Source organism: Amycolatopsis sp. SID8362, from assembly GCF_010550475.1.
GTDB classification, from domain to species: domain Bacteria; phylum Actinomycetota; class Actinomycetes; order Mycobacteriales; family Pseudonocardiaceae; genus Amycolatopsis; species Amycolatopsis eburnea.
On record NZ_JAAGNB010000410.1, the window covers coordinates 1 to 2371 of the forward strand.

2 protein-coding genes and 1 pseudogene are annotated in these 2371 nt (G+C 71.7%); 1 reads left to right on the forward strand and 2 read right to left on the reverse strand.

What is annotated here, in order from left to right; all coding sequences use genetic code 11:
• Positions 1–216: pseudogene (locus tag G3I65_RS13340) on the forward strand (Long-chain-fatty-acid--CoA ligase); the annotation flags it as partial.
• Between the two features lie 34 nt (positions 217–250).
• On the opposite strand, the gene G3I65_RS13345 reads toward G3I65_RS13340, so the two are convergent.
• Together G3I65_RS13345 and G3I65_RS13350 are read right to left on the reverse strand one after the other, a co-directional pair.
• Positions 251–1240: a hypothetical protein gene (locus tag G3I65_RS13345; RefSeq protein WP_160696386.1), complete on the reverse strand. Its 990-nt coding sequence runs from the start codon at positions 1238–1240 to the stop codon at positions 251–253.
• Between the two features lie 91 nt (positions 1241–1331).
• Positions 1332–2371, reverse strand: a 1040-nt coding sequence (locus tag G3I65_RS13350) for a thiamine pyrophosphate-binding protein (RefSeq protein WP_160696387.1), incomplete at its 5' end; no start/stop codon positions are given.

Sequence of the window (2371 nt, forward strand, 5' to 3'; positions counted from 1 at the left end):
GGCCGCGTCGAAGGCGTCGCGCCCTGTTCGGCGACGGTCCAGGCGCCGCTCGGGGACTGGCGGCGCTGGACCGGGCTGCCCTTCGACCGCGACGGCGTCGTGGCGGTCCCGGGCGCGCTCGCCCCGATGTTCGTCTCGGTGGCCCAGGACTTCGCGGTCTACGTCGAGCCGAACGTCTGGGTGTCGCACCCGGTCGTGAGTGTTCAGTCGGGTTAGAACCCGACTGAACACTCACGACCCCCGCGCGAGACTAGCCGCGCAGCAGCACCCCTGAGTTGCGTTCCCGGTCGAAGAAGAACTCCGGCCACTCCAGCCCGTCCGGCGGCGCCTGAATCGCCGTCGCCCGCCGCCGGAGTTCGTTCAGGTAGGCCGTGTCCAGGATCGCGCGGGCCGACAACGGCTCGCGCAGCAAGGTGTCCGCCGGTCCTTCGTACAGGTAGGCGTCCACGCCCGGGTAGCCCTTGGTGCCCGGCGGGTAGTCCCGGTTCAGCGGGAAGTACGTCGTCTCGAGCCCGCCCAGCCAGGAACTCCGCAGCGGCACCAGCGCGGGCCACGACCCCAGCCGCTGTTCGAGCCGGGTGTTGTCCGCGGTGAACCCGCGGTGGTCCGCGACGACGTACGCCGCACCGGGGTGCGCGCGCTCCAGCCGGGCGACCGCGCCGCTGCCGCCGTCGTGCGTCAGGTGCCCGAGGCCGAACAGCATCAGGACCTTGCGGTTCTTCTGCAGCACCTGCGTTTCCACCACCGAAGCGATCGTCGGGTCGCGGTCGAGGAACGGCTCCAGGTCCGACGGCGCCTGGACGCGGCTCCAGTCCACCGGCGGGTCGCACGCCAGCACGCGGATCTTCCGCCCGGCGGGCAGCGTCGTGTTGACCTGCCGCACCAGCGCGAAGAGCTGCTCGTAGAACGTCGAGAACCCGCAGCTCGGCTGGGTCGTGTCACGCCAGACACGGCTGATGTCCGGGACGTCGCCGCCTTCGATGTAGCGGTCCAGCAGCGGCTGCAGCCGCGAATTGCCGCACTCCACCGCGATGTCGTTCACGCGGCCGGGGAAGCGCGGGTCACGGACGAGGTCGAACAGGAACGTCCCGACGTCCGGACTGGACTTCGCGACGATCGCGTGGTCGTCGAACGCGGCGAGGAAGGCGCCTGCGGCGTCCGCGGGCGGGCGGGACTGGCCCGCGTCCGCCGGCGCGGCGAACAGGGTGACGGCCGCCAAAACGGCCAGGAAGAGTCGCATCGAAGCTCCATGACTAGTTCCCCCACTGTCTTACGACTGTAAGACAACTAGGTCAGCATTCAGCCCGGCCGGGACGCTTGTCAAGGCCGGGTCAGTGCCGGAACGCCTCCGCGAGCCACCACGACCCGCCGTCGTCGGCGATCTTCGCGTCGATCACCAGGGGCGCGGTCTGCGGCCCGGCCAGCCACTCGCGCACCGCGGACAGGTCGCCGGCCGACCGGACCGTCACGCCCGCGCAGCCGAAGCCACGGCCGATGGCTGCGAGGTCGGTGTCGGGGAAGCAGACCGTCGCCATGTCGGCGTCGCCGAAGTGGTGGATCTCCGCGCCGTAGGCCGCGTCGTTGTAGACGACGACCACCAGCGGCAGCCCCAGCCGGACCGCGGTGTCCAGTTCGGACAGTGCCATGTGGAACCCGCCGTCGCCGGTGCCCAGCACCGGCAGGCGGTCCGGGCGGGCGAGCGCCGCGCCGATCGCGGTGCCCAGGCCCAGCCCGATGCTCTGGAACGCTTGCGTGAAGCAGAATCCCCGCTCGTCGGGCACCGAAAGGTAGGCGCTCGGGTAGCCCATGAAGTTGCCCGAGTCGATCGAGACGATCCGCTCCGGCGGCAGCAGTTCGTCCAAGAGCTTGCTCAACGTCCGCGGGTCGATGCGCCCGTCGCCCGAGAGGTCCTCGTGCTCGACGTCGTTCCAGCGCCCGGTCGCGATCCGGCGGGCGACGTCGTCGCTGCGGTAGCCCTGACGTTCCTTCGCCACGGCCAGCACCTCCACCGCGGTGGCCGCGACGTCACCGACGACGCCGAGGTCGACCGGCCGGTGCGCGCCGAGGGCCGCCTGCTCGACGTCGACCTGGACGAGCTTCGCGTGCGGGCTGAGCAGCTTGCCGTGCCGCGTCGTCCACATGTTCAGCGCGCAGCCCCAGCCGACGACGAGGTCGGCGCCCAGGATCAGCTCGGCGGTGGCCGGCGACGCGAACCCGCCCGAGATGCCCAGCGCGAACTCGTCGCCGTGGAAGAGCCCGTGCGCGACGGCGGACGTCGCCAGCAGCGCACCGCACCGCGAAGCCAGTTCCCGCAACGGTTCCCGGCTGTCGCGGGCGCCGCGGCCGGCGATGAACACCGGCCGTTCGGCGG

Coding starts and splice junctions, on each gene's coding strand:
- G3I65_RS13345 (WP_160696386.1), bottom strand. CDS start 1,240: ATGCGACTCTTCCTGGCCGTTTTGGCGGCCGTCACCCTGTTCGCCGCG.